The 26,766-nt window shown below is 61.8% G+C and carries 30 protein-coding genes and 2 pseudogenes; 17 read left to right on the forward strand and 15 right to left on the reverse strand.

The features are described from left to right. Positions 1-52: 52 nt before the first annotated feature. Positions 53-541, forward strand: a complete 489-nt coding sequence (locus K307_RS25685) for an MbcA/ParS/Xre antitoxin family protein (protein ID WP_042883676.1) — start codon at positions 53-55, stop codon at positions 539-541. A gap of 808 nt (positions 542-1,349) precedes the next feature. On the opposite strand, the gene K307_RS25690 is transcribed toward K307_RS25685, so the two are convergent. Together K307_RS25690 and K307_RS25695 are read right to left on the reverse strand one after the other, a co-directional pair. Next, a complete protein-coding gene (locus tag K307_RS25690) occupies positions 1,350-1,925 on the reverse strand; it encodes a hypothetical protein (RefSeq protein WP_051975183.1) in 576 nt (191 codons plus the stop codon). 842 nt (positions 1,926-2,767) lie between these two features. Beyond that, positions 2,768-3,538 carry a TIR domain-containing protein gene (locus tag K307_RS25695; protein WP_042883677.1) on the reverse strand — a complete coding sequence of 257 codons (771 nt, stop codon included), beginning with the start codon at positions 3,536-3,538 and terminating at the stop codon, positions 2,768-2,770. Between the two features lie 552 nt (positions 3,539-4,090). Between K307_RS25695 and K307_RS44580 the strand changes: the two genes are divergently transcribed. The 4 genes from K307_RS44580 to K307_RS44585 all read left to right on the forward strand — a co-directional run bounded on the left by K307_RS44580 (position 4,091) and on the right by K307_RS44585 (position 7,842). After that, a complete protein-coding gene (locus tag K307_RS44580; protein ID WP_051975185.1) occupies positions 4,091-5,071 on the forward strand; it encodes a DNA translocase FtsK in 981 nt (326 codons plus the stop codon). A gap of 459 nt (positions 5,072-5,530) precedes the next feature. Then, positions 5,531-5,983: a hypothetical protein gene (locus K307_RS25705; RefSeq protein WP_042883678.1), complete on the forward strand. Its 453-nt coding sequence runs from the start codon at positions 5,531-5,533 to the stop codon at positions 5,981-5,983. Then, positions 5,983-6,498: a hypothetical protein gene (locus K307_RS25710; protein WP_042883679.1), complete on the forward strand. Its 516-nt coding sequence runs from the start codon at positions 5,983-5,985 to the stop codon at positions 6,496-6,498. The genes K307_RS25705 and K307_RS25710 overlap by 1 nt, the downstream gene beginning before the upstream one ends. A 510-nt stretch (positions 6,499-7,008) precedes the next feature. After that, positions 7,009-7,842, forward strand: a complete 834-nt coding sequence (locus tag K307_RS44585; protein ID WP_051975186.1) for a hypothetical protein — start codon at positions 7,009-7,011, stop codon at positions 7,840-7,842. Between the two features lie 1,451 nt (positions 7,843-9,293). On the opposite strand, the gene K307_RS25720 is transcribed toward K307_RS44585, so the two are convergent. Further along, positions 9,294-9,518: a helix-turn-helix domain-containing protein gene (locus K307_RS25720; RefSeq protein ID WP_230626106.1), complete on the reverse strand. Its 225-nt coding sequence runs from the start codon at positions 9,516-9,518 to the stop codon at positions 9,294-9,296. Positions 9,519-9,798: 280 nt separating this feature from the next. Here K307_RS25720 and K307_RS25725 point away from each other — a divergent pair, with 280 nt between their 5' ends. The 8 genes and pseudogenes from K307_RS25725 (at position 9,799) to K307_RS25755 (ending at position 15,524) form a co-directional block, all read left to right on the forward strand. Continuing rightward, on the forward strand, positions 9,799-10,149 hold the full coding sequence (locus K307_RS25725) for a DUF2958 domain-containing protein (RefSeq protein WP_042883681.1): 351 nt from the start codon (positions 9,799-9,801) through the stop codon (positions 10,147-10,149). 166 nt (positions 10,150-10,315) lie between these two features. Further along, the gene (gabP, locus tag K307_RS25730; RefSeq protein ID WP_042883682.1) at positions 10,316-11,704 is read left to right on the forward strand and encodes a GABA permease; all 1,389 of its coding nucleotides are present in this window, start codon (positions 10,316-10,318) and stop codon (positions 11,702-11,704) included. 185 nt (positions 11,705-11,889) lie between these two features. Further along, complete coding sequence (locus K307_RS25735) at positions 11,890-13,260, forward strand: MFS transporter (protein WP_051975187.1); 1,371 nt, start codon at positions 11,890-11,892, stop codon at positions 13,258-13,260. A gap of 15 nt (positions 13,261-13,275) precedes the next feature. Continuing rightward, positions 13,276-13,968 carry a helix-turn-helix domain-containing protein gene (locus K307_RS25740; protein WP_042883684.1) on the forward strand — a complete coding sequence of 231 codons (693 nt, stop codon included), beginning with the start codon at positions 13,276-13,278 and terminating at the stop codon, positions 13,966-13,968. Positions 13,969-14,156: 188 nt separating this feature from the next. Continuing rightward, a pseudogene (locus tag K307_RS49810) lies at positions 14,157-14,436 on the forward strand (IS21 family transposase); the annotation flags it as partial. A 26-nt stretch (positions 14,437-14,462) separates the two neighbouring features. Further along, on the forward strand, positions 14,463-14,633 hold the full coding sequence (locus K307_RS49815; RefSeq protein WP_230626362.1) for a tyrosine-type recombinase/integrase: 171 nt from the start codon (positions 14,463-14,465) through the stop codon (positions 14,631-14,633). A gap of 325 nt (positions 14,634-14,958) precedes the next feature. Further along, positions 14,959-15,156 (forward strand): type II toxin-antitoxin system VapB family antitoxin, encoded by a 198-nt coding sequence (locus K307_RS25750; protein ID WP_006159576.1) that lies wholly within the window; start codon positions 14,959-14,961, stop codon positions 15,154-15,156. Further along, entirely contained in the window at positions 15,153-15,524 is a 372-nt protein-coding gene (locus K307_RS25755; protein WP_042883685.1) for a type II toxin-antitoxin system VapC family toxin, read from the forward strand. Before K307_RS25750 ends, K307_RS25755 begins: the two co-directional genes overlap by 4 nt. Positions 15,525-15,746: 222 nt before the next feature. Here K307_RS25755 and K307_RS25760 read toward each other — a convergent pair whose 3' ends face one another. The 8 genes from K307_RS25760 to K307_RS25780 form a co-directional block, all read right to left on the reverse strand. Then, a complete protein-coding gene (locus K307_RS25760; protein WP_080745233.1) occupies positions 15,747-16,145 on the reverse strand; it encodes a DUF350 domain-containing protein in 399 nt (132 codons plus the stop codon). A gap of 62 nt (positions 16,146-16,207) precedes the next feature. Next, complete coding sequence (locus K307_RS25765; protein ID WP_042883686.1) at positions 16,208-16,933, reverse strand: hypothetical protein; 726 nt, start codon at positions 16,931-16,933, stop codon at positions 16,208-16,210. Between the two features lie 6 nt (positions 16,934-16,939). Then, a complete protein-coding gene (locus tag K307_RS49820; RefSeq protein ID WP_230626108.1) occupies positions 16,940-17,524 on the reverse strand; it encodes a glutathionylspermidine synthase family protein in 585 nt (194 codons plus the stop codon). After that, the gene (locus K307_RS49825) at positions 17,439-18,116 is read right to left on the reverse strand and encodes a glutathionylspermidine synthase family protein (protein ID WP_230626110.1); all 678 of its coding nucleotides are present in this window, start codon (positions 18,114-18,116) and stop codon (positions 17,439-17,441) included. The genes K307_RS49820 and K307_RS49825 overlap by 86 nt, the downstream gene beginning before the upstream one ends. Continuing rightward, the gene (locus K307_RS49830) at positions 18,116-18,703 is read right to left on the reverse strand and encodes a hypothetical protein (RefSeq protein WP_230626114.1); all 588 of its coding nucleotides are present in this window, start codon (positions 18,701-18,703) and stop codon (positions 18,116-18,118) included. Before K307_RS49830 ends, K307_RS49825 begins: the two co-directional genes overlap by 1 nt. Next, a complete protein-coding gene (locus K307_RS49835) occupies positions 18,627-19,361 on the reverse strand; it encodes a saccharopine dehydrogenase NADP-binding domain-containing protein (RefSeq protein WP_230626116.1) in 735 nt (244 codons plus the stop codon). Before K307_RS49835 ends, K307_RS49830 begins: the two co-directional genes overlap by 77 nt. After that, positions 19,277-19,510: a saccharopine dehydrogenase NADP-binding domain-containing protein gene (locus K307_RS49840; protein ID WP_329955928.1), complete on the reverse strand. Its 234-nt coding sequence runs from the start codon at positions 19,508-19,510 to the stop codon at positions 19,277-19,279. The genes K307_RS49835 and K307_RS49840 overlap by 85 nt, the downstream gene beginning before the upstream one ends. Positions 19,511-19,761: 251 nt before the next feature. Further along, on the reverse strand, positions 19,762-20,421 hold the full coding sequence (locus tag K307_RS25780) for a methyltransferase family protein (protein WP_042883687.1): 660 nt from the start codon (positions 20,419-20,421) through the stop codon (positions 19,762-19,764). A 146-nt stretch (positions 20,422-20,567) separates the two neighbouring features. Between K307_RS25780 and K307_RS25785 the strand changes: the two genes are divergently transcribed. Beyond that, positions 20,568-20,891 (forward strand): nucleotide pyrophosphohydrolase, encoded by a 324-nt coding sequence (locus K307_RS25785; protein ID WP_042883688.1) that lies wholly within the window; start codon positions 20,568-20,570, stop codon positions 20,889-20,891. A gap of 26 nt (positions 20,892-20,917) precedes the next feature. Here K307_RS25785 and K307_RS25790 read toward each other — a convergent pair whose 3' ends face one another. From K307_RS25790 to K307_RS25805, 4 genes are all read right to left on the reverse strand, one after another. Further along, the gene (locus K307_RS25790) at positions 20,918-21,949 is read right to left on the reverse strand and encodes a hypothetical protein (protein ID WP_230626118.1); all 1,032 of its coding nucleotides are present in this window, start codon (positions 21,947-21,949) and stop codon (positions 20,918-20,920) included. 233 nt (positions 21,950-22,182) lie between these two features. Further along, positions 22,183-23,175, reverse strand: a complete 993-nt coding sequence (locus tag K307_RS48055; protein ID WP_042883690.1) for a hypothetical protein — start codon at positions 23,173-23,175, stop codon at positions 22,183-22,185. Between the two features lie 167 nt (positions 23,176-23,342). Then, on the reverse strand, positions 23,343-23,849 hold the full coding sequence (locus K307_RS25800) for a DUF2938 domain-containing protein (RefSeq protein ID WP_042883691.1): 507 nt from the start codon (positions 23,847-23,849) through the stop codon (positions 23,343-23,345). After that, positions 23,842-24,732 carry a class I SAM-dependent methyltransferase gene (locus K307_RS25805; RefSeq protein WP_080745235.1) on the reverse strand — a complete coding sequence of 297 codons (891 nt, stop codon included), beginning with the start codon at positions 24,730-24,732 and terminating at the stop codon, positions 23,842-23,844. Before K307_RS25805 ends, K307_RS25800 begins: the two co-directional genes overlap by 8 nt. Positions 24,733-24,806: 74 nt before the next feature. Between K307_RS25805 and K307_RS25810 the strand changes: the two genes are divergently transcribed. The 3 genes and pseudogenes from K307_RS25810 (at position 24,807) to K307_RS49845 (ending at position 26,728) form a co-directional block, all read left to right on the forward strand. Beyond that, positions 24,807-25,241 carry a helix-turn-helix domain-containing protein gene (locus K307_RS25810; RefSeq protein WP_042883693.1) on the forward strand — a complete coding sequence of 145 codons (435 nt, stop codon included), beginning with the start codon at positions 24,807-24,809 and terminating at the stop codon, positions 25,239-25,241. 103 nt (positions 25,242-25,344) lie between these two features. Next, positions 25,345-26,459: pseudogene (locus K307_RS25815) on the forward strand (Fic family protein). A 131-nt stretch (positions 26,460-26,590) separates the two neighbouring features. After that, the gene (locus K307_RS49845; protein WP_419187179.1) at positions 26,591-26,728 is read left to right on the forward strand and encodes a hypothetical protein; all 138 of its coding nucleotides are present in this window, start codon (positions 26,591-26,593) and stop codon (positions 26,726-26,728) included. The last annotated feature ends 38 nt before the right edge of the window (positions 26,729-26,766 follow it).

Below are 26,766 nucleotides of genomic sequence, written 5' to 3' on the forward strand. Positions count from 1 at the left end.
GATTTTGGCCCGGGTCCCAGCCTCCAGGTCGTCCTATGGAGTGAGGAGAAAAATGGCTGCCCCTAAGAAGCGCACGGTGTTCGAGCTGATCGAGACGCTCCCGTTGCGCGTCCCCGCCGAATCAATTCCACGCGCGGATTTACCCGACAACTTCGCACCTCCTCTGAGAATCCCTCAGGCCGGCGCTATGGACCCCATACAGGAAGCCTGCGCAGTCTTCGGAGATCGCGCACGCGCGCTCACCTGGCTGTCAAAGCCGCTCGCGCGGCTCGGTGGCTCGACGCCGCTGCAGGCCGTCGTGACCGAGGACGGCGGCGGCGCGTTACTGAGTTGCTCACGCAAATTGCCGAGGGCCACGACCCTGGGGAGTGAAATGAAACTACCCACCCCGAAGCGTCGCGCCTGGCGCGATCGGCGCCTGAATACCCTCCATGCCGGGGCGAAAGCCTCCATTTTGGCGGCCAACGCGGCGCTGGATGACGCGCTGGCCGCGGCGGCAGGCCCGACTCCCCCTTCTTGCACGGACAAGGGGGTGGCGTAGCATGGGGCCGCTGAGGTGGGCCCACGGCCCGAGGACGATGAGCCGGTCGGCATCGACGATCTGCCGCGCTTCGGCGATCATCCTGACCTGGTTGTTCGAGATGACGGTCGGACGTGGTCCGACTGCGGGCCGCCATGAAAATGCGGGCCCTGCGGCGCGCGCGCTTGGCTCAATCGGCGCCTGATCCTGGTCGCGCGGGTGGTGGCCTCGACGCGGGCCGCCGAAGCGGCGCTGGATGAGACGCTGGCGTACATTGCGGCGACGCAGAGGATCGTTGATTATGACCCGGCTGAACTCGCCCCGGAGCCCGCCGCCTTCGACGACGACCCGGACGGCCGCACCCACCGAGAGGCACCATGATCGGAGTCGCTGCGGCAGCAGCGTTGGCCATCCTGTTCTCGGCGCTGTGCCTGCTGGGACTGTGGGGCGTTTCAAAGCGAAACAGGCATTTGGCCAATTCGCTTTGAAACGTCACCATTGCGCGCCATGTCTGTCCGAGTGGACAGCGAATTTACGGGATGGCACGGTGTCATTCAATTGACTGAGGTCGGCTAGCTTCTGCCGTTCACACGTGGGCGACGAACGACCGTACCGGCCTCGAAGTTCCGCCGTTCGTTCCACGAGAAAGGGACGAACGCTTCTGTGCCACCTACGGACGCCCGTCCAATCCTAAGCAGTCTTCAGTGGCATATTGAACTTACCAAAACCCAATGATATAAAACGACCAGGCTGCGTATGTTTTTCCGCGAGGCCTATCAGATGGTGAACGGCAATGGATCAAGACGTGCGTGTCGCTTGATGTAGCGCGCTAGGGGGCTTCGACCTTGACCAACCCAGCGGGGCCCAGTGAGAACACTTGCTCTTCGGGGAAAGCTGCGAAGACATCAGCGAGGCCAATGGACGCCATCGCAATCTCTTGGGTGTAGGCGTCGCGCATTGGGTCCCAGATTTCGATCGGCTTCTTCACGCAAATGTTGTCGGGATCCAGGACGAAAATGCCCATCACTTCTGCATCTCCCCGAACCCTCCACTCGTTGTATGCGCCCTTTACTTCGAACGTTTCCTTGAAGCTTTGCTCGTCGAGAGGCCGACCCAAAGAATAATCGACCCCGTCCATACCGACGTAGGAGCCCGAGTCGGTGTTGGAGACCGAGATCACATTCGTGACCTTTGGCTTGAATATCACCCCAACGCTGCCGCACGGCTCCATGCAATGCCCGGGAAACAGGACAGAGCATGAGAGCGGCCATTCTTCTCCATCGCAGATCACTGCCTGTAAGTCCTCGGGAAACGTGCCACCTTCACGCATGTTAGCGTGGTGCGAAAAATGCACCACGACTGCATTCCGCCTTTCCAATTCCTCAGCCAATTCCTCGTCGTTCATTTCGCTCTATATTCTCCACACACTCGACCATAGTAGGTAGCAGCTCTGAAGGCCTGCTACAGTTAACAGTTCCGTGGAAGCCCCTTCGAACTCCGGGTTGACCACGGTTCGTCAATGCGCCATTGACTCGGCTACCCGTCAGATAGGGCTCAGCGAACCCCCCTTTCTTGCAAACACAGTTAAAAGGATAGCATTTTCATGCAAAAAAAGTCGGGTAGCAAAGTATAAATGACTTACCAGGAATCGCAGAGCCTGTCTTTGTGTATTGTAACAAGTCAAAGAGAACGGCGGGTCCCGTTTATCTCATGGAGCACAAAGCGACCGAAATAAGAGAGATGCGAGGTTTCGACATCGATTTATCAACAGGACACAGATTCGATCGTTTTCAAAGATTGGGGTATTCGCACATGCATGGTCTGCTAGCGGAATAGTTTTCACCCCAATTTATGCCGAACCAATGGACCTCTTTCCCCATTCCACCGGAACCGGAAGCCAAGTAGCGATTGTATGCTGCTGAAGGCTCGCTGACCGCCCGCGTGGCAGATGGTGTCGGCAAAAAACATCGCCGATCGTCGAGCCGTCGAAGCGACCGACTGGACAACGGCGTGTTCGCGCTCGAAGAGCACCTTCGCGACTACTTGGGGAAGCGCCTACCATAGTTGCCCGGCTCAATGCCGCGCCACACTGTACTGCACCGACCATCGTGACGCAGTTGTGGAGTTTCAGATGGATGTCGGCCCGATCGGCTTTCTGCAACAGGCCGCGGCGACTTCTACGCTTTTCAGCCGAAAGTCGGCTGCGCCCCGTGCGAAGCTGCTTCCGTCTTGTGAGAATGACGCATTCTACTTGTACATCGCCCTGATCTCACGGGCTAGCACGGAAAAGCCTGCGCTGATATTTCCCTTGGGGAAAGGGATGTACACGATACCGGCTATGTTTGTAGGTATGCTTATTCCGTCTTCGTGCAACAGACATACTTTCGCGCGCCCATACTTGCCTTGAAAGTACCCGATTTCGTGGATAACATTCTCGCGCGCACGACTTTCACCGTCTAGCGTTGAATCGTCGCCAGTCATGACAATCACTGCGGCGTCGCACAAGCGCGAGTTTGCTTCCAGCTTCTCAATAATGGTTTGGCCGCCGCTTGCTTCTTGTGCTAGTTCCAAGCTGTCCAACTGTAAATCCTTCTCGATGAATAGTTGAACCTCTCTCCAGTCAGGCGCTCTACCGTGTGAAACGAATACGCGCCTAACAGGAGCTAAGCTTGGGGCAGTTTGCCCACTATTTGCCCGGATTTCGAAAGCATGGTCGATGTCCCGAACGAGGCGCGTAAGTTGCTCCCTTCCGTAGGCGAGATTCGGCTTCCCGTCGGCGTCCTTCGTAGTCAACTCGACGGTTGGATGGATGGCGATTGTCGGAAAATCTGCATACAAGTCCGGTAGCAGAGCACGCATTTGATCGATGCACTCCACCGCCTGTTTAAAGTAGTGTTCTGCATCGTCTCGGTAGAACACTACCTTATTGCGGCCAGCTCGGTCCCGCTCGTTTGAGGTGACATCCACAGCTTTGCGGATGCCTGCCAGTTTTGCCATCACTGTTGCGATTTTGGTCAAGCTTAGTCTCCCGTCTCAGTAATCGCACAATATTACCCGAGGGCTGGACGTCCGCTCCGAGCCCGAGGAACGGCCATACGAGCGGTATCGGCGAATTTCGCAAAATCGGCCGACTCGGCCTTCCGGCGCTACGTCTCGAATGGCGCAGATGGGGCGGTCAGAGACAACCGCGGCTTGACGGGCAGCAACCGGCCCTGACCGGCCGGTCTCTCCTACTCATGCCGCAACGGCCGACGTCGGGCCCCTTCTGGCATCACAGCATTGCCACACTCAGGTCGGGGGACGTTCCGTGGCTCGAGATGCTTGGTCGCAGGCAGTAGATACTCAATTTCCGCTTACCACGATGCGACGCACGACGCCTAGCCCCACTCAGGGGAGATATCCGCCCCCAGGCATTTTGAGCAAGTATCAGGCTGGGATTTACCGGCTGCAAAATACCCTGCAATGAATCAAACTAATTTGTAACAACGGGAAGGTTGCCAGCTCCTCGATGCTGTTACACGCGAAGGCGCGGTCCCGCGCCCCCAACCCGACTCTTTGAGGGCTCAAGACATGACCAGTAGCATCCCCACGCAAGACCTAATCGCCCAGGCAAAGGCCATCGTTATCGACGAACAAAGTCCATCGGTTTCCCTCCTTCAGCGTCGCCTGCACATCGGATTTGGTCCAGCCGAGGGCTTGATGGCGGCTCTAGAGGCGTTCGAGGTGGTCACGCCTCAGTACGACGGGCTCCGCCGGTTGACTTCCCACTATGAAACGCCGGAAACAGCAAAGCGAGCGGCATATGTCCGGAAGGTGTTTGAAACCGTCCGATTCTTCTGGGAAATGTGGGAGGAAGGCTCGCTGGGAGACACGCGCGCCATCGAATTCCACAAGCCCTCGAAAATATCGAATACGTCGATCCGAGACCTAGTGCTCGGTGACTTCTATAAGCAACGAGGGCTATCGTTATACGAGGCTGCCGCCGAGCTGGCGAAAGGGCTGGAACTAAAGGATGCGGCACCCGCCTTCGACGCGGCCATGGACGCCGATCTAGCTATTCTCTGCGCCAACGCGGGCAAGCCCTTCCAGACCGTCACCGACGCCGAGACGATCATCCAGCGCTCCTTCGTTCGCCTTGTTCGGTACCTGCAGCAAACGCGTCTCGCCCACGAGGGTGCGCACTCCCGCTGCTTCGAATACTACCTAGCAGCAGAGCAAGTGCCGACGGGTTATGGAAAGAACGGCGGCAAGCACCCTGAGCACGTAGTGCCATGCGCCTTCCTGCGGGACCGATGCATTGCCAGACTTGCACAAGGCGCCTCGGCTGAAGAGGTGGCGCAGGAGATCCGGCCATTTTTGGTCATCGTTATGCTTACCGAAGCAGAATGCACCTACCTCGACAACGGTCCTGCCTGTGGTGGCTTGGGGTTGAAAGACGCCATGCCAGCAAATTGGGACTTCGAGACGGGGGACATTTTCGCGCGACTTCATGTCGCGGGCATTGCGTTCGACCCGCCCGCCAGGACGCCCGCGGCTGTCTGCGACATCTAAGCGCACATGGGCGACAAGGCGGTCCATGGCTACCCCTCCTCAGGTTCGATCATGTGGTCGGGCGCCTCCCGGCCATGAACAGACGTTCGACGCAGCCGTCAAAATCTTCGACCATCCGACGACGTCGGCCCGAGCGTTCGCCTTATGCTCTCATGTAGCATTGTGGCAGCGTCAGTGCTTGCATTGGACACGGTCGTTTGCTTCCAGTCAGTTACCAAGCTGCTACAACTACATTGCAGGAGGTGTCGGCGTTGCCATGATAATCAAAGTCGTAGCCGTTTTATGACTGCGCGCGGCCCGCGTGAACAACGCGCGGCTGCCGCTGATAACTTTTTTGACCGCGGCAAAGGCATATCGCTTGTCCCCATTCCGTTCACAGGCAGTCAGGCGGATTTCTAGGGGGTATCCGCAGGTGTGTGTGGATAAGGCTAGACTGCTGCGACACTCGCAGAGGATGTGTTGAAAAAGAACTATGAAATCGACGGTACTTGGTACCACGGCGGGGCGTTGACATCGATTCAACAGATAGCTGCGAGCAAGATCGATACGAAGCTCGGTGGCGGAGAACTAGGGCAAGGGTTCTATGTAGGCAATTACGGACATGAAGCCAGTGCGTGGGCGTGGTATGTCGCAAAAGGCAAGAAGCCGACCGTGGTCGAATTGAAGGTGAACAACTCCGGGGTGGCAAGCCTGAAAAAGCACGAACTGAGCTGGCTGGGCGCCAAGGAACATGCGATCACGATTGCGAAGGCCGATACGCGGCGCACGCACGTCTTCAACGTTGACGTCGTGGCTGCGCCGATCGTCGGCAAGAACTTCAAGGACACACCGACCCAGTTGAAATGGGAAGGCGCAAAATCGGCCGCTTTTCTGAATTCGTCCGACGTCAACAAGAGGATCACCAAACTGTGATGGACGACGTGGACCGCATTTTCTATCTAATACCAAAGCGCCGCGGCGACGGCGAGAACATCGATCTGTTCCTGCCTGGCGATCTGGTCGCCCAAGAAGACGGAAAAATCGCGCCGCTCGGCTTCGGCATCTTCACGTTTCTGCGCAATGCGTGCAATCGCGGCAAGCCGCGCTACCTGTCGTTTCGGGCGGTTATCGGGTTTGGCGAAGATTCGCGGATTGTGGATCTGACGCTGCAGTCGGATTACATCAAGACGAGGACGGGGAACACCAACCGGTTCTCGTTCGTCGAGGACGCGACGACCCGGCAACTCGGTATCGAAGCGTCGTTCGCCGCCCGCAAGTTTCCGCCGCCGTTCCAGCTCGCCGGCGCTGCCGCGAAGCTCTCCGGCCATAGCCTCTGGGCATTGATCCCGGAAGATCGGGAACACCTCGAAACGCTTTGGGCACAGCGCGCGTTTTATCTGATTGGGCATGGTGCGCTGGACGAAAGCCGCGACGTCTCGAACGGCTAGCCAGCCGTGACCCAGGGACCGCCACGCGGCGGCCCCTCCCGCGTTCATGCGCCGCCGCGAAAGCAGGACAGTCCCCAAGTGCTCAAGCTGCCGGTTCCCGCGCTAGGGCGGACATTGGCACACCTTCACTGCCGTTCGGTACGTCCTCACCCTAGGCTCGGACTTGCGGCGGTATTTCTGACGGTATATCGGCGACCATCAGAAGGCACGCCCTTACCGGGCAAGGACTTTACGGGCCGATTCCACATAACCGCGCGGTTTGTGGAAAGAATGCTCTCGACGTCCACTGACGTCGATAAATCATTGATTTGCTTTTCCACAATCGAGCGACTACCGGCGGCTACCAAAATCCACGCGATAGCGCACACCTGAGATGCATTTGACGATGCGGATGCGGGCGACGCACAGCCCTGAATTCCGGAGAACGCGCTGAGACTCACGGCCGAAATGATCCGAGATTGAGGCTCAAGCATATAATCGGGCACCCATGGATCCGACGTAAGTTAAGCTATGACTCCACAAGACGCCGTAAGTTTGATCGAGCTATGCGACCGCGCCATCAACGATCTAAAGCGCTTCGACGGTGGCACTGACTACAGTAACTTGCAGATAGCGACGACATTCCGCACCATTGTTGCGCCGCTCTTGTCGGGAGACGAGTTGATTCCTGAACTGCGCCAAGCCATTCCGTCGACGGAACTGTTCAATCTAAAGCGCAGCGTTTTTGCATTGCAAGGCGCTACATCATTTATCAACGGCCAAGCGCAGCAGCAGTACGCGACGGCGGTCTTGAACATCAAGGTCGCTCTTGAACAGTATCAGCGGAAGACAACGTTACCAAAAAAGAAGGAGAATGGGCCGTGGACTGTTTTCTATTCGTGGCAATCGAGCTTGCCGAACTCGACCAACAGAGGACTCATCCGTACCTGCATCGACAAGGCAGTGGATGCTCTCAATGCTGAAATGAATGTCGAGGATTCGCTTCGGGTCGACAGTGACACAAGCGGGCGGCCAGGTTCTCCGAAAATCTTCGACACGATTCTTGAGAAGATAAAGGACTGTGATGTCTTTATCGCCGATGTCTCGTTGGTTGCCGGCAAACAGGCGAACTCTAACGTGATGGTCGAGCTTGGCTATGCACTAAGTGTGCTTGGACCAGACGGCATTGTCATGGTCTGCAACACTGCGTTCGGCAGCATTAGCGATCTCCCCTTTGATTTAGGGTTCAATCGAGTGATTCCCTATTTGTGTGCCAAGGAAGATGAAGACAAGGCAACCGTCCGAGCTGCACTGATTCCGAAGCTAAAGGCTGCCATCGACGGCATTTGCCGCCCGGCCAAATAGCTAAAGCGCAGGATCCCGCATGCTGAGTGCAGGCGAACCCTATAACGCCTATGACAGGCGAGCGTCCGCTTTTTGGGCGCTCTCCGACTAAGACCGGGCGACTGAAACTCGCTGGGCAACGGGGCGTCGCGTGTACGTAATTCGTCCGTCAATTAATTTCTTGCCCAGCAGGGCTATGAGGTGCATCATGTGTACGATAGTGTGAGGTTTCGCTCACGCCACGCCTCTGGAAGGTCGGAGGTTGTCGGCTGCGTACTGACGCAATTTGAGGTGAAAGCGGAACGAGCAGATGGTAAGAATTCTGGCGTTCCGCCTCTGGGAGAGTCGGTGGTTGCAGATTGACAGTAACTAATAAATTTTCTGTCAACAATTGATTCCAGAATGTCCCGGAAAGCGCGTGGCATCGTGGGCTCGTCTGTCAGGTAGCAACCCCTGCTACAGTGCCATAGTAGTGTAGGAAACCGGAATTAGCTGGACTACGTACCGTTTTGCTGAACTGGATTTTCAGAATTAGCTGGACTAGCGTGAAATTTGTGCCGAGTTGATGACACGAACAAGACTCGCGGAAGAAGGGGCTGCGCTTTCAGCGCAGCCCCTTCTTCATTGCTGGAGGCGCGCTGGTGAACAAATCGCTCACCCTGCCTCAGCGGATGGGGGGCCCAGATCAGGGCTTGCGGGCTCCCTTTGCTGGACTAGAAAGCCGGAGTTAGCTGGATTGCCGTGCAGCTGATGTGGGGCCGCTGCTCCAGGGTGACGGACATAGTCGTTCTCGCCCCGTCGGCGGCTGGGACGGTCGGCCGAAACGGCTCTATGGCCGAGAAGCCGGGGTTCGGCGCTGGGGGACAGCGCATGACCGCTGTGAGCCATTTCCGGCCGTTCGCCTGAGCGCTCAGGGCGGTACTCGGGTGTCAGGTCCACACAAATAGTGGACGTTCGCGCGCAGCTCTGGTTTCCGGATCGACGCACGGCTATCGGGGCGCGCGACTAGGGCATGTCTCTTTGGATACGACACACATCTACGCCGAGGTGGACCTGGAAATGAAAGCAAAGGCGCTTGCTCGCGTCGACCTCTCGGGCCTGCCCGCAGCATCAAGGCGCGCAACCACGCTGCCTTCACTGATGACGTTTCTGAAGCAACTTTAGTTTGTAGGGGGAATTTTATGTGCGGACACGAGTCAGCGGTCATTGGACAAGCCCTGACTCGAAACCGTCGCCGCAACATAAATTCGGTCGCAACATAGCCTGTTGCATCGGGTTATGTGGAGGAGCGCGGCGATCGCGCTGGTTGACGCTCGGGTGGCGTCCGGGCCCGACGGGAGGGGCTGTCAGTTTTTATGTGCAGGGCAGGTAAAGGCGCTGAACCCGGGCCTGTAAGTCGGTTCACGGATTGCCCCAATCGCCCGCAGCGGACTTATTGTCTTCCGACACAAATAGCCGAATGCCTGCACGATTCAGGAGCTTTGGTAGCCCTTCGAGGGCCCGGCTTCATCGACGAGGGCGGTCATGGCCACGCCCAACGCCACAGCAATCTTCTCGATATTGCAGATCGAGATGTTGCGTTCGCCGCGCTCCACCGAGCTGATGTAGTTGACGTGAAGGTCGGCCGCTTCCGCAACCTTCTCTTGCGTCAAACCTTTGTCTTTGCGGATGCGCCGCATATTGGCGGCGAATAGCATCTGTGCCCTACACTTTTGCGTTTGGTTCCCCATGGCGGAAGTTTTTCCGACCCGGGCATTCAGTACCACACACTTTGAGTTTGGTTTGTGGTAACGTTGCCGTTGGAGCCAAACGCAAAGTGTGTTTTTTACGCAGCTTAGGCAGAACCAGGGAAGCCATGGGCAAGCGGAGAAGTGCTCAACTCTGGCGCACGCGGCTTGTTGCGCGACGGCGGCCCGGAGCGTGCGCCCTGTATCCGCTCGCTTCGCCGTGGATTGAACCTTCCAGGAGGCAACGACCATGATCCAACCTCTCATCACCGCCGAACAACGCGAGCAGCTGCTCGCAAACGGCCACGCGTACGCAGCCGGTCACGGAAGCGACCCTCTGCCCGTAGTGCGGCTGTTTACCCCTGACGCGCATGCGACCTGGCTACTGGCCGCGCTGGATCCGACCGATGGTGACACCGCCTACGGTTTGTGCGACGTGGGCATCGGCATGCCCGAACTGGGCCATGTGAAGCTGTCCGACCTGGCATCCATCGTTGGGCCGCTCAAGAGGCCGATTCTTCGTGACCGGTACTTCCGGCCAACGCGGTCGTTAGGCGAGTACGCCCGGCTGGCACAGTCCAGTGGGTCGATCGTCGATTGATCGAGTGGGCAATCTGCAGAACCCCGTTGTTCGCGTCAATGCGATGCGGCCTGCCGCATTTGGGGTCAGACGACCGCGGCTTGCTGGAACGCCAGCGCGGTGAATTTCCATTCATAGGGGACCAAGAGCGGGCTCGTGTAGGTCGCGCTTCACCGAGGAGAGAGACATGAACCCGTCAGGGAAACGGCTGAGCCATGGACTCAAGCCGCGTCACGTCACGATGGTTTCGCTTGCAGGCGTCATCGGCGCCGGACTGTTTGTAGGCTCCGGGCGAGCTATCGCCGAGGCCGGCCCGGCCGCTCTGCTGGCCTATGCCATGGCTGGGCTGCTGGTGGTGCTGGTCATGCGCATGCTGGGCGAGATGGCTGTGGCACAGCCGGATACCGGATCGTTTTCGACCTACGCGGACGGTGCCATCGGACATTGGGCCGGTTTCACGATTGGCTGGTTGTACTGGTGGTTTTGGGTCCTCGTGATCCCGATTGAAGCGACAGCGGCGGCGGCCATTCTGAGCGCCTGGTTGCCCGCCGTACCCCCGTGGACGTTTGCGCTGGCGATCACGCTCGCGCTGACCGGCACCAATCTGTTCTCGGTCAGGAGCTATGGTGAGTTCGAATTCTGGTTCGCGCTCATCAAGGTGATCGCCATCGTGGCGTTCATTGCCGTTGGCGGTCTGGCGTTGCTGGGTCTGCTTCCGGGGGCTCAGGTATCAGGCGTGGTGCGGCTGGTTGACTATGGCGGGTTCATGCCGAATGGCGCAAATGCTGTCATCGCTGCCGTCCTGACAACGATGTTCGCATTCATGGGGGCAGAGATCGTCACCATTGCGGCGGCCGAAGCGGAACACCCGGCCCGGCAAATCGTGCGCGCGACGCGCTCGGTAGTGTGGCGCATTTCGCTGTTCTACCTGGGCTCCGTCTTCATTGTTGCTGCGCTGGTGCCGTGGAATGACCCGCTGCTCGTCACCCATGGGGCGTACCAGCGCGCGCTGGAGATCCTCGGCGTGCCGCACGCCAAGGCGATCGTCGACGTCATCGTTCTGACAGCGGTAATGAGCTGCCTGAACTCGGCGCTCTACACCGCCTCCCGCATGCTGTTCTCGCTGTCGACGCGGGGCGATGCCCCGAGCGGCCTAAGCCGGACTGCCGCGTGTGGCACGCCGCGCGCTGCCGTACTGGTGTCCACTGCATTCGCCTTTGTGTGCGTGCTGGCGAACTACCTTATGCCAGAACGCGTCTTCGCCTTCCTGCTGGCTACCTCTGGCGCCGTGGCGCTTCTGGTCTACCTCGTGATCGCAGTATCGCAGCTGCGCATGCGCGCAGTACTGGAACGACGCGCGGCAGAGCTGCCGCTGCGTATGTGGGGCTACCCGTGGTTGACGTGGTCGGTCGTCGTGGTGATTCTCGGTGTCCTCGCGGCGATGGTCTGGCATCCCGCCCATCGCATGGAAATTCTCGCGACAGCGACGCTGCTTGCGGGCGTGCTGGCTGGTGCCTGGCTAAATTCGCGTAACCGAAGCGCAGACGGGCAAGCACTGGCGATGGATGACCTGTGAACAGGTACGTTCGGCCCACGCGGTGGTTACGTGAGTACACAAGTCTGGCGTGGGTCAATGGCTCGAAAGTCGACTGAGCGGACCGCTGAGCGAACCGGCTCGTCCATTGTGGCGGGCCCGCCAGACCCACACGAAGCCGGGCTCTGACCGACGGCGTACATACCACTACGCAAAGAGACCTGAACATGAATCCACAACAGGAACCCCATGTGAATCCCCGGAGCGTACCGGGCGGCGTCTTGCCCGCTCCGGCACGCACGCTGGCTGCTCGCGACTACAAGACCTTGGGTCTTGCCGCCCTCGGCGGCACGCTTGAGTTCTACGACTTCGTCATCTACGTCTTCTTCGCCACTGTGCTGGGGGCGCTATTCTTCCCGCCCAACATGCCAGATTGGCTGCGACAACTGCAGGCGTTCGGCATTTTCGCCGCCGGCTACCTTGCACGCCCGCTTGGCGGCATCGTGATCGCCCACTTTGGTGACCGGTTTGGCCGCAAGCGCATGTTCACGCTGTCGATCTTGCTGATGGCCGCGCCCACGCTGATGATCGGCCTGCTGCCCACCTACGCCAGCATCGGCGTAGCGGCGCCGCTGCTGCTGCTGGCGATGCGCGTGCTGCAGGGCGCGGCCATCGGGGGCGAGATGCCTGGTGCCGGGGTGTTTGTCGGCGAACACGTGCCGAGCCGGCATTATGGTTTCGGCATCGGGACCCTGACCTCGGGCATCACTGGCGGCATCCTGCTGGGTTCGCTCGTTGCGGTCGCCATCAATCGACACTACACGCCTGAACAGGTAAGCGATTTCGCCTGGCGCATTCCCTTCCTCCTGGGCGGCGTCTTCGGACTTGTGTCCGTGTACCTGCGCCGTTTTCTGCATGAGACCCCCGTGTTCCGCGAGTTGGCTAGCCGCAGCAATCTGGCGCGCGAACTGCCGATCCGCACCGTGCTGCGCGAGCACCGTTCGGCCAGCATGTTCGTTGCACTGCTGACCTGGATACTTTCTACCTCTATCGTCGTGGTGGTGCTGTATACGCCCGCCTACCTGCAGAAGGTCCACCACATACCCGCCGCGCTTGCTCTCGAGACCAATGCGTTCGCCACCCTCACGCTGACCATCGGCTGCGTGATTGTCGGGTGGGCATGCGACCGCATCGGCACCCGCGCCGTCATGCTGATCGGCTGGGGCGGACTGTTCATGACCGCTTACCTCTTCTACGGCAGCCTGCCCGGCACACCTGCCACCCTCTACTGGCATTACGGGCTGCTGGGTCTGTTCGTCGGCACCATCGCCACCGTGCCGATTGCCGGCGTGCGCGCCTTTCCGGCACCAGTGCGGTTCACCGGTCTCTCGTTTGCCTACAACATGTCTTACGCAGTCTTTGGCGGCCTCACGCCGATGATTCTCACGCTGTGGCTGCAGCACGACACCATGGCGCCTGCTCACTATGTGGCAGTGCTGGCCGCTGTCGGATTCTTGCTTGCGCTCTGGCCCCTCGCCAAGTGCGGCCATTCCATGCGCAATGGCGTGGCCAGCACGGCTGGCCACGTCAGTCGATAACGATGGAGCGACGAAATGAACGCCACTGAAAGCACGCCACCAGTACGCCTGCTGACCCCCGCCGAGCTGGCTGTCTGCATCAAGGTGTTCCGCGACGCCCGGCAATGGACTCAAGAGCAGTTGGCCGTGATCGCCGGGCTCAACGTGCGAATCGTTCAGCGCGTCGAGCAAGGCTGGCCCGCCGGCCCCGACACCTACCGGGCGCTGGCCAGCGCATTCGATTTCCTGGAAATCGACGCGCTCAACCAGCCATTCGCGATTCCACCGGAAGACGAACTCAACGCTGCGCAGGAACAGTTCGGCCACGAACACGTCACCTTCGCGGCGATTCCGCTGACCACGGGTAAGCAGTTGGCGGCGTTGGCGCAGACCAGCACGATGGACATGTCGCAGCTGGCCTTCGAGATGGGCCGCGAAGCGGATAAATGCTTCGCCGCGCTGATGGAATATTTCCGCAACTACCGGGATGGCCTGGACGCCTACACCGAAGCGCAGAAACGCGAGGCGGCTGACACGATGCAAGCCAACATCGATGTGCTCAAGACCCTTGGCGTTTCGCTACGCTATGCCGAGCGCAATGTGCTGCTGAAGGGGGGCTCGGACCCGGACAGGCCAATGCCAGCTAACGTCCTGTACGTGATCGGGTTTCCGCTCGGCAAGGAACCCAAGCTATTCGCGACGCCAACTTCCGTTGATATCCGTCTGTAGCCTGAAGGGCGAAGATTCACACTTGCCAGCGCCGCTCTAAGCCCAGCCGCCCGAATCGCCCTAGGCATTGCACATAATGAAGAAGGGAGACGCGCACTGCGCACCTGGATGGCTCGATCCAAGACTGATCTTGTCTTGTAGCCCCAAGTCATGGCCGCCGATATGGCGGACCTTCCAGACGCAAGGGGGTGAACGTCTTGAAGCCACATCTGCAAACTACCGTCCTGACGCTGCTGGCTGCCGGCAAGAGCCAGCGTGAGATCGAGCGCGTCACCGGCGTTGACCGCAAAACCATCCGCCGCCTTGCACAGCGTCAGGCGGAGGTAAGTTCCCCCACCCCGGTCACCGGCGAATCGCCTCTCGTCCTGTGAGCCGTATCGGGAGTGGATCGAGGCGCAGTTGCACCTGCGGCGCAATTACACGGCCATCTACCAGGGCCTGGTCGATCAGTTCGGCTTCACCGGCGCAATCCCAGGAACACCGTGAGTTGTGTGGTGGACTTCGGGCATCCCATCACCTCGTCCGCAGTTGGGCTGGCGTGCCGCATCGCGCGCCAGCGCAGCGGTATCCAGAAACCCATCACCCCGCATTCGCTGCGGCATGCGTTTGCCCCCCATCTGCTGGAGAGCTGTGCCGACGTGCGCCGGATCCAACCCTCTGCTTAATCGCAAGCTTGCGATTACTCACCGGGAGCGAACTCGAGTCGGTCAAACTGCTCGGGCTCGCGTTGTACAAGCCGGCCGGCGAAGCGCTTGACGCTGTTGATGATCGGCCACGTGTCCTGCACAAGGTCGGTGACTACGTAAGGGTCTTGGCAGACGGATATTCGGACTCGACGGAGTAGGTACCGACGGTCTCGCCCAGCGGTCGCACCAGCCGAGGCCTACTGCCACACGCCTCGTGGCATCGCACCGACATTGCGAGACGAGCAAATGCACCATTATAGGCATCAAACGATGCTATCATTAGTGCATACTTACGGAGGTTCCCATGCGTACGACTATTGCGCTTGATGACGACTTGATCGCCAAGGCTCAAGCCTATACGGGGCTGGAGGAAAAGACGGCACTCGTGCGCGAAGCGCTAAAGGCCTTGATCCAGCGTGAAGCCGCGAAACGACTCGCGAATCTTGGCGGTAGCCAACCGGGAATCAAGGGGGCGCCGCGTCGCCGGCAGGACGTCGAATGATTCTTGTCGACACGTCGGTCTGGATTGACCACATCAACGCTTCTGATCCTAGGCTGATTAGCCTGCTTGCTGAGGAGCGTGTGCTGGCTCATCCATATGTAATAGGCGAGATTTCGCTCGGTAGTCTGCGTGATCTTGATGTCGTGCTTGGCGCGTTGCTCGATCTGCCGCGCGCGCCACTTGCAACGCCGGAGGAGACGTTTTATCTGATCGAGCGCGAAGGCTTGTTCAATCGTGGAATCGGATACGTCGACACGTCACTATTGGCGTCCGCGCGCCTACAACCAGGCATCACCATTTGGACGCGCGACAAGCGATTGAAGAAAGTTGCCGATGAACTCAATCTCGGCGCGGTGCTCGCGCACTAGATACCGGAGTAGAGTAAAGACATGTCTACCGAGCAACCTGATCATCGCTTCATAAGGCGAATCTTGCTGCTTTGCTGCCACTACTACCGTATGGGATAAACGCTGTTCTTACGCTGGTATGTCGTTGCTTCTACTATTCCATTAATCTGAAATCTCTGACAACAGTTGCCAAAGAATAGGGTTAGTCCCATTCCTCGACTGCAGTTCGTGGGATGCGACGCATCAAGTCAAACAAGCCGCATTCACCACCCCCACCGACAACGAAATCACCCCCATCACCGCCCCAACCCCACGGTTGTCACTGGAGATTGCCTCGCTAACGCCTCCCAACGCCCGCGCCGCCACTAGGTAAGCCACTACCTGCACGGCAAACGCCCCAAACGCCCACAACAAAAACATCGCAAACGTAGCGTTGTGCTGAATGCTCGACGACAACGTCAGCGAGAACCCCAACACCGCCCCGCCCAGCGACAACGCCGCCGCGACATTCCCCTCTCGAATCAGTTGGAATTCCCGATGTGGCGTCACCCGCGTATAGACCAGCAGGAACAGTCCCAGCATGGCAAAGCTGGTGACGATATAGATCAGGTAGGCAAGCGCCGGGTGCATGGCATTGACCATAGGTTGGACTCGTTGTCAGTTGTCAGGGATATGAGTACGACATGGCGATCAGCAGGCGGCACTCAGCCGCCTCCGGAGCGCCCGGAGCTGCCGAAGCGGCTGGTGAAGCCGCCGCGCGATACGACTGGTGCGCGCGACACGGCTGCGGCGCGCATGGACAGGCCCATGGAGCGTCCGCCGCCAAGGGAGCTGCGGCGGACGGTGGCTTCTTCCACCATCGCGGCGCGCGGGGTGGCGTTGGTGAAGGCTTGCGTGCGCGTGCCGTTGCTGTCGTAGACATCCATCGGGCGCAGCGGGCCGGCGGACATGTCGCGCTGGGTCTGGGTGCCGTTGGGATGGTAGACGGTGCCGCTGGCGGTGTAGTACGGGCCGTACCAGCGCGCGTAGTACATGCTGCTGCCGTGGCTGGTGCCGGAGCCGCCGGTGGCGGCGTCGCTGGCGGATGCGTTCAGGCTGGAGCTGTAGATGGTGCTGGGGTCGTCGACCGGCACGCTTTCGCAGTCGTTGGGGGTGTTCCAGTCGGCTTCGCAGTCTTCCAGCGTGGCGTAGCTGGCGCGGCGCACGGTCACGCCGGGATCGTCGTCGGCGTCGTCGCTGCAGGAGCCGAGTGCCGCCACGCCGGCCACCACGGCGCAGGCGCCGATGATCCATAACGTGGGCGAGCTGCGTTTCTGCTCGCCCGCAGAGGGCTGCGGCTGCCACGCGGACCGGGGCGATCCTTTCGACTTGGGCTGGTACGGGCTGTCGTACTTTGACGGCTTGCGGCCGTTGTTGTTCTTCTTTGCCATCGGTCCTTACTCGTTCATGAAGTAGTGTGGAACGAAGAAACTGGTGTTCTTGGCGATGGGCCCGGATTCCTCGCGCACGCACAGGCCGCTGGGCACGTCGTCGACAATCCATACGCCCAGCGTGGTGTAGCGGCCGTCAAAGCGACGCGCCGGGGAATAGGCCTGGTAGATGAAGCCTTCGGCGCCGTATTCGCCGGGGTTGTGGACGTGGCCGCCTTCCGGAGTGGCCAGGGTTACGCTCTCGCCTTCGCGTGACAGGAAGGGCTTCTTGGCGTGCGGCTGACCGGCGAAGTGGCTGGGGTCGAAGCTGGCTTCGAGCAGGTTGGGGTGGCCGGGAAAGAGCTCCCACAGGATCGGCAGGATGGCCTTGTTGGACAGCACGGCCTTCCACGGCGGCTCGACCCAGCGCACGGGGCTGTGTGCCAGCTGCTCGCGGTAGTCGGAGGTGGCCATCCATTCCCACGGGTAGAGCTTGAAGACGACTTCCATCGGCAAGTTGTCGGCGTCATAGAAGTTGCCGCGGCCGTCGGTGCCGATGTCTTGCAGGTCGACCAGCTTGACGGACCAGCCGGCCTGCAGCGCGGTGTCCATCAGGTATTCGGTGTTGCAGATTGTCTTCCTGGCTGTCGAACATGCATGCGAAGTTCAGCACGCTGGCGTTGCGGTAGTGGTTGCGCAGCCATTGCCAGCGTGCCACCAGCGCGTCGTGCAGGCTGTTGAACTGGTCGGCCCGCGGCTGTACGGCGTCTTTCCAGTACCATTGCGCCACGGCGGATTCGATCAGTGAGGTTGGGGTGTCGGCGTTGAACTCGTACAGCCTGGGTACGCCGTGCTCGTCCAGCGTCATGTCGAAGCGGCCGAACAGCGTGGGCTCGTCGCGGTCCCAGGAGGTGCGGATCAGTTGCGCGAAGTCCTTGTCGATCGCCAGGCGCGCGAACAGGTCGTGGTCGATCACGTGCTGCACGGCTTCCAGGCAGCGCTGGTTAAGGTCGTACGCGGCGGCGTAGAGCGTTTCCACCTCCTGCTTGCTGAAGGCGTAGGCGGCGTCTTCGCGCCAGTAGAAGAAGGTGTTGTCATCGACTTCGCGCGGGACGTTGAATTCGTCGAGCGAATGGAAGTGGAAGCCGACCTTCTCAAGTTCGCGCGGCCAGTTGCGGTGCGGGGTCTGGGGGATGCGTTGCATCAGCAGGCCATTGTCAGGGTCGATGGATCGGGCTGGGCCATGGCGTCGTCCAGCAGGAAGTCGGTGAAGGCGAGCGACGTGGCGCCGGGCCGCGGCAGCCAGTCGGTGAACTGGAGGCTGAGCGGTGCCCACCAGTGCGCGGCATCGGCCAGCACGGGGCGGAAGTCGAGCGCATCGGATTCCACCACGCCGCGCGCCGAGTTGGCCAGCATCCACTGCATGCCGGCGACCAGGCTCGATGCCACCTGCAGGCTGGTGGCGGTGTTGTACGGCGCCAGCGAGCGAGCGCGCTGCGTGGAGAGGCGCGAGCCATACCAGACCGCGCCATGCCGGCGGCTCATCAGCAGCACGCCAAGTTCATCTTCACCACACTGGATCTCGTCGCGCAGGATGCGTTCGCCGCGCACGCGTGGGGCGGCACGCTCGTCCAGCCATTGCATCGAGGCCTGAGTGGCGGCGGTAGGGCGGTACGCGTAGTAGACGGTGGTGCGGTATGGCGGCTGGCCGGCGCTATCGTCGGTCAGGTACTCGGCGATCGAGATCGATTCGTTCTGCGTGATTAGGTACGCATCGAAGGGCCCATGCACCGGGGACCACGATCGCACGCGCGTGCGACGCCCGGGCCGGTCCAGCGCAATCGCCGCGCCGCTGCCGTAGTGGTGGCGATAGCCGCCGTGCGGCAGCGCGCGCTCGTGGCTGCCCAGCCGAGCTCGGCGTCCTGCAGGCATTCGGTAATAAACCCTTCGGCGGACCAGGGTTGGCGAACTTGCCGTCGCGCGGATAGCCCGACGCCTGCTGGCAGTCATATTCGGCGACCTGGATCACGCGCACGTCCAGCGCGCGGGCTAGCGCAGCCCAGCCGGCGCGGTCCGCGGGTTCCGGCTGGCGCAAGCCGGCGTTGCCGGCCAGCTCCATCAGCGCGGCCTTGACCAGCACCGAGACCAGCCCGGGATTGGTGCCGTGGGCCACCAGCGCGGTCGTCTGCGTGTCGCGGCAGCGGGCAAAGGCGAGCATCTCTTCGCGAAGCGCGTAGTTGCTCAGGTGCGAGGTGTGCTGACCGCCCTCATAGTCCCACGGCTCGATGCCGGCATCGACATCGAACGCACCGCGTGCCTGCGCCAGTGCGATCAGGTCGCGGCTGCAGACGGACGGCGCCAGGTTCAGCAGGAAAGCGCCGGGCCGCAGCATCGGGCCGAGCACCGGTTCGAAGTTGCTTGCCGTGATGGTGGCGTCGATCGCTTCCACCTTGTGTTGTGCGATGAGGTGGCGGCGGGGCGCCGTCCAGCACCCCGGTCCACCACGGTAATCGCTGCCTGCGGCCAGGTCCGTTCCAGCAGCGGCAGCACGGCTTGGCCGATGCAGCCAAAGCCGATGATGACGATTTGTTCGATCACGCTGACCTTTCAGTCCGAAATTGGCGCTCGCTGGTCCGGGGCGCGGCATGATGATCGCGCCGGCGCTGGACAGCCTCGCCTCCCTTTATCAATACTGACCAAATTCGCCAAAAATGACGAAGGGCAATACTATAGCGGGCCCGCGTTGCTGCCAAGGCGGGGATTGAGCCCTGGTGGCGAGGGAAACCAGGATGCTCTCACAGAGCTAACCGGGTAGGGCGCTGCGGGTCACGGGCGAGCGCTGGTTGCATCTAGTAAATCCCCGGCACCATCCGCCACGTCTTCGCGCAGTACGCCTCGTACTGTTCCCCGAACTGGTCCCGCAGCAGCGCCTCTTCCGCGCGAATGCGCGCGGTCAGCACAGGCACCATCAGCAGCGTCAGCACCACGCCCACTCCCGATCGAAAACCCAGCACCCACCCGAACGAACTGACCAGGAACCCCAGGTAGCTCGGGTGCCGGATCACCCCATAGATCCCGGTGGTCACCAGCGTATGCCCCGGCTGGATCGCCACCAGCCCGCTGAACCGGTGCCCGAGCACAAACACCGGCCACAGCCGCAGCACGCCGCCGCCAGCGAACAGCACCACGCCAAGCCAGCGCACGGCATCACCATCGAGCGGCCAGAAGCCGATGCGGTCGGTATAGGCCGGCAGGTAAGCCGCCAGCAACCCGAGCACGCCAAACACAGCCAGCACCCAGCGATTGCTTCGGTCCTCACGCACGCCGCTGCTGATATTGCCGCCCGAAAAAAGCGCGGCAACGGACAGGGCCGCCAGCACCAGCGTCAGCGCGACGCGGCCCGGATGGGCGAAGAAGGGGCCAACGCCGCCCCAGCCCGCGATGGCGATGGCCAGGTAGGCGAGTGTGCCGGCAAGGGTGGCGAGCGCTAAGCCGAAAGTCGGACGCATGGATACCTCCGCTGCGACGGGGGATGCGAATGCGAAGCGTAAGCCTTTGGTGGTGCGGCTGTCGAGCGCGCGGTCGTGCTTAAATGACCGTTTTCGCCCCGACGCCCTGCGCCGGAGCCAAGTGAAAACGCTACCGCCACACCATCATGCCGCTGATCGACATCAAGAACCTCCAGCAAGCCGCCTATGCCTTCGGCGAAGCCCGCAACTGGGGCAAGTACCACAGTCCCAAGAACCTCTCGATGGCGCTGAGCGTGGAAGTGTCCGAACTGGTCGAGATCTTCCAGTGGAAGACCGAGGCGGAATCGCGCGACATCATGTCGACCGATAAGCGCGAGCACGTGGAGCAGGAGCTAGCCGATATCACCATCTACCTGGCGCAGCTCGTGACGGCACTGGGCGTGGACCTGGATGCGGCGATTCGGGCCAAGATGGAGATGAATGCCACGAAGTATCCGCTCCCGGAGTGAGTCGCCAGGTGACCGCGGTGCGCGGTTCAGGGCACTGGCTGGCTCTCCGTCAGGATACATAACAGCAGGATGCCGTTCAGGACGAGTAACGCTGCCACCGCCAGCACGATCGGCGGCGCGTTTCGCGTCCGCTCGCGCAGGCGGGTGGCACCCGGCAGCCATTCACCCCGCATCTTCCGGGACCAGCAGGCAAAGCCCGCGCCGCACACACCCAGCCACGCAAGCGTGCCAAGCGATTCCCACCCCCTTGGCCGTGGTGCCTGGGCGGGGTGAGTGGAAGTCCTCATGGGTACGGGATCCGGGCTGATCCGATCCGTCACGACAGGGTGGGCGCGGTATTGCCGGAGCTCCGTATCGACCACGGGCGGAGGCGGAGGCTGCGGGGCGGGTTGGGAAGCAGGCAGCGGCGTGGCGAGTCGCGTGGCCGGCGGCGCCATCATCTTCGGCGCCGCCGGCGGTTGCATGTTCTTCGAAACGTTGCGCATGGGCGCGTCAGGCGCCTTCGGCTGCGGTCCGGCAGCGCGGGTAATCGGCTTGTGGCTCTTGTGTGCACGCCAGCTGGCAAAGACGCTGTCCAGGCAGGCCACCGAAGTACAGGCATCCCGGCGTCTTCGCCATGCGGCGACATCGTCCTGCTCAATCACCCCGGCGCGCAGCAGCCGCTGCTGCTCGGCATGGATGTATTCGTGCTTGCTATGGAGCATCGCGTAGTCGCAGATCAGCGTGGCGGCAGTCGGCTGCGTGTCCGCACGCCTGCACGCGTTCCCGGTGGCTAACGGATCGTCGCAGCGGACGGCCGGCTGACGCAGTGCATTCTTGCAGGCGATATCCGACGCCTGCGCACTTGCGGTGAGCAGAAGGCTGATCGTAATGCAGGCGGCCACATGGCCGGTAAGCCTTGTCATCCTGTCGCCCCATTGCAACGGGGAGGCGGCGCGCGCAAGGGCGCGGATTGACCTTCTATTCTGGTACTCCGTGGCGGATATGTCGTGCGATAGCCCACAGAACGGCAGGACGAAAGCCTTGGGCGCTGGTTGGATGCGCATCGCGGGCCACATAACGCGGGACTCGATACAGGCTAAACGGGCTTCCGGACGGCCCAGGCCACGTGCGAGCACTTCTGCACGTGGTGCCTCTTTGGCGAATGCCGCAGCGAGCAAGTGCGGCATTGCGTGACGCATCCGCTCAGTGGCCTGCGGCTGGCGGCGAGAGTGCTGAGCTGCGGTGGAAGACGGCGACCAGGCACGCGCGGGACGGTGTCCACGGCCTGGACTCAGGGCAATGGCTGGCTCTACGTCAGGATGTATATCAGCAGGATGCTGTTCAGGACGAGCCCGGCCGACACCAGCACGCTCCACGTCGCGGTTCGCGCCCGCTCGCGCAGGCGAGAGGTACCCGGCAGCCATTCACCCGGCATCCTTCGGAGCCACCAGATAAAGACCGCGCCGCACACGCCAAACCACGCCAGCGCGCCAAGAAATTTCCATCCGTCTGGCTGTGGTGCTTCCACGGGATATATGGGGGTCCATAGGGGGGCGGGAACCGGAGTCGGTCGATCCATCCCGACCGGGTCGACAGGGGGCACCCGGATTTCCGTATCGACCACGGCCTCAGGCGGAGGCTGCGCCGCAGGTGGAGGGGCGGGATCCGGGGGCGGCTGATCCATCGCGACAGGGTAGGCTGGGTGTTCCCGGATTTCCGCAGGCAGCATGAGCCCGAGCGGAGGCTGCGGCGCGAGTGGTGGAGCGGGCAGCGGCGGCGCCGGCTGCGTGGCCCGCGTCGGCATCTTCGGCACCGGCGGCGGTCGCCGGATCTCGGCCATGGGTCTGACGGCGGCCGGCTTGCTCTTCGAAACTTTGCGCATGGGCGCGTCGGGCGCTCTCGGTGGCGGCTCGGCGGCGCGGGGAATCGGCGTCTGGCTCTTGTGCTCGCGCCAGCTGGCAAAGACGCTGTCCAGGCATGCCACCGACGTACAGGCATCCCGCCGTCTTCGCCATGCGGCGACATCGTCCGGCTCGATCGCCCCGGCGCTCAGCAGCCGCTGCTGCTCGGCATGGATGTGTTCATGCTTGCTACGGAGCATCGCGTAGTCGCAGATCAGCGTGGCGGCAGTCGGCGACTTGTCCGCATGCCCGCACGCGTTCCCTGCGGCCAACTGATCGTCGCAGCGGGCGGCGTGCGGACCCAACCCGCTATTGCAGGCAATATCCGACGCCTGCGCACTGGCGGTGAGCAGAAGGCTGAACGCGATGCAGGCGGCCAGACGGCCCGGAAGCCTTGTCATCCTGTCTCCCCATGCAATTGGGGAAGGCGGCGCGCGATGGCGCCGAAGACTTCCTATTCTGGTACGGCGTAACCGATGTGCCGTGCGATAGCCCACACAATGGCGCGATTAGCGCCTCGGGTGCTGGCTTGATGCGCATCGCGGGCCACATTGCGTGGAATCGCTTGTCAGATCGGTTCCGCCACCACACTCATAACCCAGCCCGCCATATAGAGTCCCAGCCCGAACACCGCATGCGTCACCAGGCTATGCACCCGTGCCACATTCGGCCGCGGCGTGCGGCTGGCAGCGATGCCGGCACCCATCGCCGGTTGCATGAGCAGGAACGGTGCGGCCACGCTACCAATGCCGACGATCAACGCAGGACCGAGCGTCGGCAGGCGTGCCCATTCCGTCCCCCAGCCCGCCAGCAGGATTGCCGCGAAGGCGATGCCGGTCAGGTAGTGCGCGACCCAGCCGAGCAGCCGCTCGCCGCGCACCGGCGCCGAAGCGGCTATGGGATGGTGGCGCATCCGTCCTCGCGCCAGCCAGCCGAGCCAGCGGCCTGCCAGCGCGTAGTCCAGCGCAGGCACGCCCAGCATCCGCTTGCGGACGACCGTCCAGGCGTCCATCACCAGCGTTGCGCCGGCGCCGATCAGGGGTGCGGCGAGCATGAATTCCACGGCATCAGGCATGGCTGCCCACCTTGGGTGCTTGCGAAGCAGTCGGCGCCTGCGCGGTGATCATCCAGCAGGCAGCGGTATAGCGCACGGTCTGGCCATGCACGTAGGGCTCAAAGGCGGTGCGGACGGTTTCGATCACCTGGGCGCGCGTGCCCGGATCTGCGTCCGGCAGCGCCAGCCCGACGGGACCGAGACACGTGAAGTAGCCCTCCAGCGCGGGCTCGGGCAGCGAGCAGTCGACATCGATCGGCCGGATGTCGATCCCGGTCCAGCCGCTCTCTTCCAGGATGGACAGCACGCGCTGGCGGTCGCCGAAGGCGAACTGCCCCGGCGCACCCGGCTGCCGGGGTGGCAGGTTGGGTAGCAGTGGCGCCGCGGCGCGCTCGGCGGTCGTCATGAAGGGGTTTTCCGCGGCGCTGCGCCAGGCGATGCAGTGCAGCCCGGCGCCATCCCTTGCGGCGCGCCGCAGGTTAGCGAAGGCCTCCACCGGGTCGGTGAAGAACATCACGCCCAGGCGCGACACGATGGTGTCGAAGCTTGCCTGCGCAAAGGCATGGGTTTGTGCGTCGGCGCGGATAAAGCTCGCGGGCGTGCCTTCCCGTTGCGCGCGTGCCCGGGCAACGTCGATCAGTGGCCCGGAGATATCGATGCCGGTGCAGTGTCCACCCGCCCCGACCTGCCGCGCCAGTGCGAGCGTGGTGCCGCCCGCACCGCAGCCGACGTCGAGCACTTGTTGCGCGGCTCCCGGACTGACGGCTTCAACGAGCAGATCCTCGAACGGCTTGAACATCTGGTCGATCAACGCCTGTGCCTCGACCCAGGCATGGCCCGACGGGCCATTCCACAGCGCGGTCTGCTCGTCACCGTCGCTGCGGGGTGCTTGCATGTCACCCATGGTTGTATCCCCTTGCACGCCATCGCGGCGTGGAAGCTACACTGTGCCAGTTCAAGTCAACTTGAGGTCAAGCGGTGAAAAGCCTGGATATCGCAGAAGTGGCGCAGCAGGCGGGCGTCCCCGCATCGACGCTGCGGTTCTATGAGGAAAAGGGCCTGATCGCATCCATCGGCCGGCGCGGGATGCGGCGCGTATTCGATGCCGGCGTGCTGGAGCGGCTGGCGTTGATTGCACTAGGGCGTGCCGCCGGTTTCTCGCTTGATGACATTGCGCAGATGTTCGCGCCGCAGGGGGAGCCGCGCATCGACCGGCAGATGCTGGCGGCCAAGGCGGATGAACTGGATCGGACCATCCGCAAGCTGAGTGCGATGCGCGATGGGTTGCGGCATGCTGCGGCTTGTCCGGCGCCTAGTCATATGGAGTGCCAGACTTTCAGGCGGATTGTGAAGGCGGCGTCGTCGGGGGCGATCGGCGAGCGGAAGAACCGGGCGCACGTAAAAGTGGCGTAGGGCGCGCGTTTTCTTCGGCTTGCGGTGCTTGTCAGCCGCTATTAGCCGCAATTTTTGCGGAGAATAACATTGTATTCGCCGTGATACCTGCCATAATCTCCGCATGAAACGCGGGGATTGGCTCTATATCTGGCAGTCGCCAGAGTGGCCGCAATTTCATTACGACGTGACCGTGCTCGTGCAGCCGCTGGCGGACGTAGCACGCGCACAAGGGCTGCTGCTCGGCCGTCTTGCCGATGTCGGCATGGCCCTGCGTGACCAGGCGAGCCTCGCGGCGCTCACGGACGACGTGGTCAAGACGAGCGAGATCGAAGGCGAACGGCTCAATGTCGATTCGGTACGGTCGTCGATCGCACGCAGGCTGGGCGTCGATTTCGGCGCGCTGGCGCCGTGGATCGTCATGTGGAGGCTGTCGTGGAGATGGTGCTCGACGCGACTGCTCGCTGCGATGAGCCACTCAGCCATCAAAGGCTGTTCGGTTGGCACGCAGCGCTGTTTCCTACAGGTTATAGCGGCATATCACAGAAACGCGTCGCCGCGTGGCGCGACGATGCGAAGGGCGTCATGCAGGTCATCTCCGGACCTTACGGCCGCTAGCGCGTGCATTTCGAAGCCCCGCCGGCTGATCGCCTCCAGCAGGAGGTCACGCGATTTCTGGACTGGGCCAATACCGACCACTCTGATCCACTGGTGCTGAAGGCGGGTCTTGCGCACCTGTGGTTCGTCACGCTGTATCCGTTCGATGACGGCAATGGCCGCATTGCGCGGGCCGTTGGCGACTTGCTGCTGTCCAGGGCAGACGGCAGTCCCCAGCGGTTCTACAGTGTGTCCGCGCAGATCCAGCGCGAGCGCAAGGCCTACTATGACATCCTGGAGCGTACGCAAAAGGGTTCGCTGGACGTCACCGGGTGGCTGTCGTGGTTCCTCGATGCGCTGCTGCGCGCTGTACAAAGCGCACAGCACACACTCGATGCCGTGCTGGCGAAAGCACGCTTCTGGCAGCGTTGGGGTGCGACGCCGCTGAACGAGCGGCAAACGAAGTTGCTGAATCGCTTGCTTGACGGGTTCGAAGGCAAGCTGACCAGCAGCAAATGGGCTGCCATCGCCAAATGCTCGGCGGACACCGCGCTGCGCGATATCAACGAGCTGGTGGCGCGTGGCGTGCTACGCAAGTCTGGCGCTGGTGGGCGCAGTACGTCGTATGAGATGGCAGACTGACGTTGATTTCATCTCTAGTCTAGTGAATGACAGCCGTGAACATCATCTGAGGCGATCGACGAGTCGTCCTCGCGCTTTTTTATCTCACCCTGCATGATTATGACCGCGCCTGGAACGGCTTTGACTGGGAGGTGCTGGATCGACTCCATGCACGGGGATTGGTCGAGAATCCCGCTACCAAAGCGAATGCGAAAGGCTATTCAAGAAGCATTTCGTTATCTCGGATCAGGAGGGCAAGGACGGGCCGTGACTCAAATGTCCGACGCTAGAGCTAGAGTCCGATGGACAGGCTCGGCGCACACCAATG

Source organism: Cupriavidus necator A5-1 (genome assembly GCF_000744095.1).
Lineage (GTDB): Bacteria > Pseudomonadota > Gammaproteobacteria > Burkholderiales > Burkholderiaceae > Cupriavidus > Cupriavidus necator_A.